At 70.8% G+C, this 2,095-nt stretch carries 3 protein-coding genes; 1 reads left to right on the forward strand and 2 read right to left on the reverse strand.

Going from position 1 to position 2,095, the window contains the following annotated elements; genetic code table 11:
- Positions 1–54 precede the first annotated feature (54 nt).
- Together AB0C69_RS41665 and AB0C69_RS41670 are read right to left on the reverse strand one after the other, a co-directional pair.
- Complete coding sequence (locus AB0C69_RS41665; protein WP_345184138.1) at positions 55–780, reverse strand: DUF4230 domain-containing protein; 726 nt, start codon at positions 778–780, stop codon at positions 55–57.
- A 34-nt stretch (positions 781–814) separates the two neighbouring features.
- Positions 815–1,612 (reverse strand): DUF2127 domain-containing protein, encoded by a 798-nt coding sequence (locus AB0C69_RS41670; RefSeq protein WP_345184140.1) that lies wholly within the window; start codon positions 1,610–1,612, stop codon positions 815–817.
- Positions 1,613–1,746: 134 nt separating this feature from the next.
- On the opposite strand from AB0C69_RS41670, the gene AB0C69_RS41675 reads away from it, so the two are divergent.
- Entirely contained in the window at positions 1,747–2,055 is a 309-nt protein-coding gene (locus AB0C69_RS41675) for a DUF3817 domain-containing protein (RefSeq protein ID WP_345184142.1), read from the forward strand.
- The last annotated feature ends 40 nt before the right edge of the window (positions 2,056–2,095 follow it).

A 2,095-nucleotide genomic window follows, 5' to 3' on the forward strand; every position in this document is an offset into this window, starting at 1 on the left:
GGCGGCGCGCCGATCGGACGGCCCGCCGGGACGGGCCCGTCGCCGACCCCCGCCTCACTGGGAGGCGGGGGTGATGGTCACCGTCGTGAAGCCGAGGGCCTTGAGCATGTTCTCCAGCATCGACTTGGTGTTGGCGTCGGCGCGTTCCTTCAGGCCGCTCTGGGCCGCGGCCGTCTGGATCTTCTGGGACGCCAGGACGTAGAGCTGCTGCTGGTTGTTCGGGTTGCTGCTGAAGAAGTCGCCGAAGCGGTCGAAGACGCCGCGCTGCGTCGCGTAGACGTAGCTGTTCTTCGTGTCGAGGTTCGTCTTCTCCAGCTGGGCGGGCGGGAGGGTGACCGTCGCCACCGTGCGGTCCGCGTTGACCTTCAGGGCGCCCGAGCCGAGCCGGGAGAAGTCCACGTAGGCGTCGACCGAGCCGTTGCCGACGAACAGGGTCCGCTTGCCGCGCAGCGAGGACGGCAGGAACTTGGCGTCCTTCTCCAGGTCCACGACGACCTGGAAGTTGCCGCTCGCCGCCTCGTAGCGGTGCAGGTCGCGGATCGACTTCAGCAGGACGGGACCGCTGCGGTCCTTCGTCTCCTCCTTGAACGGATTGAGCCAGTGGGGGAGGCCGTGCAGCGCCTGCTGGGCGACCAGGACGAGCGCGACGGTGGCGACGATGATCGCGAGGGGGGTGAGCAGGCCGCGCCGCGGGGGGCGGGACCGATCGGGGGACGACTTGGCGGGCGCGTCGTGCTTCCCGCCGTTCTTCGCGTCGTTCTTCGTTTCCGAGCGAGCCATGTATTCGACATTCCCGGCAGCGGCGTCCGCTACCTCATCCGGCGGGTTCGGGCTCGGGCGGGGACGGGTGCCGCAGGTCCGACTCGTGGGTCGCCTGCTCCACCTCGATCAGCGACTCGCTGCGGAGATGCGCCTCGTGGGCGGCCCGGCCGCCCCGCACGCCGAACAGCCGTTTGGTGACGACGATGTAGACGATGAGACCGATGTTGAGCACCAGCGCGCCGGCGCGCAGCACGGTGACCTTCTCCACCAGCTCGTAGATCTCGATCGGCAGCCCGAAGCACGTCGCGACGACCGCGAAGTACTCGCCCCAGCGCTTCAGCAGCCACAGCCCGACCGCCTCGATCAGCTCGATCGCGCCGTAGACGATGAGGCCGACGGCCAGCCAGCGCAGCGTCCGCGCGTCCAGGTCGAACACGTGCCGGACGGACGTGACGACCTTGGAGTGGTCGAGGTCCCAGCCGACCTGCTCGGCGATGGGGCGCAGCAGCGGGATCTCCTTCTCGAAGATCCGCTCGATCGATCCGCGGCTCCCGGCGAAGCGCCACACCCCGTACGCGGCGACCAGCACGATCAGGCCGCGGATGCCGCGCTCCACCGCGAAGAACCGCATGACGAAGGCGTCGCGCAGCTCCCGGCCGCGCCTGACCAGCGGCGCGCGGTCGGCCGGGCCGGTCCCGTGCGGCTCGCCGTGCACGTAGGTCCCGCAGCGCAGGCATCGCCACGCGGCGCCGATGGGGGACGAAACGACGAGCCGCTCGCGCAGCCTCTCCTCGTCCGGCGCGTAGGTGATGTGTCCCTTGCGCGCGCAGGTCAGCAGGCTCCAGTCCACGCGGACACCCTAGAGGCCATCCGGGGTCCGCTTACGTCACGGTTTGCGCACGGTCGTGCGAGCGCCGTGTGAGCAACGCCATATCCGGCGCGGAAACCGCGGGCCGACGCCGTGCCGTTGAGCGGGGCGTGGACATGATTCGTGCTTTCCGGTTCGTCTCCGTCGCCGAGGCGTTCTCGTTCCTCCTCCTGCTGCTGGTCGCGATGCCGCTGAAGTACGGGGCGGACGCGCCGGTCGGCGTGCAGGTGATGGGGCCGGTGCACGGCGTCCTGTTCATGGCCTACGTCGGCCTGGTCTTCCTCGTCCGCGAGCAGCTCGGCTGGGACCTCAAGCGCACGGTGCTCGCGCTCGGCGCCGCGGTCCTGCCCGTCGCGCCGTTCTTCGTGGAGCGCCACTGGACGCGGCCCGCGGCCGAGCCGGCACCGGCCGGGCGGGGCGCCTGACCTCCTGCGTGACCGCGGTGGGCCGGGGGGTCCTGCCGCG

The sequence above is a fragment of the Actinomadura sp. NPDC048032 genome (assembly GCF_040653175.1).
Classification (GTDB): Bacteria; Actinomycetota; Actinomycetes; order Streptosporangiales; family Streptosporangiaceae; genus Spirillospora; species Spirillospora verrucosospora.

Excerpts from the sequence above, each read along its gene's own strand:
- AB0C69_RS41665 (WP_345184138.1), bottom strand. The coding sequence starts at position 780 with ATGGCTCGCTCGGAAACGAAGAACGACGCGAAGAACGGCGGGAAGCAC.
- AB0C69_RS41675 (WP_345184142.1), top strand. The coding sequence starts at position 1,747 with ATGATTCGTGCTTTCCGGTTCGTCTCCGTCGCCGAGGCGTTCTCGTTC.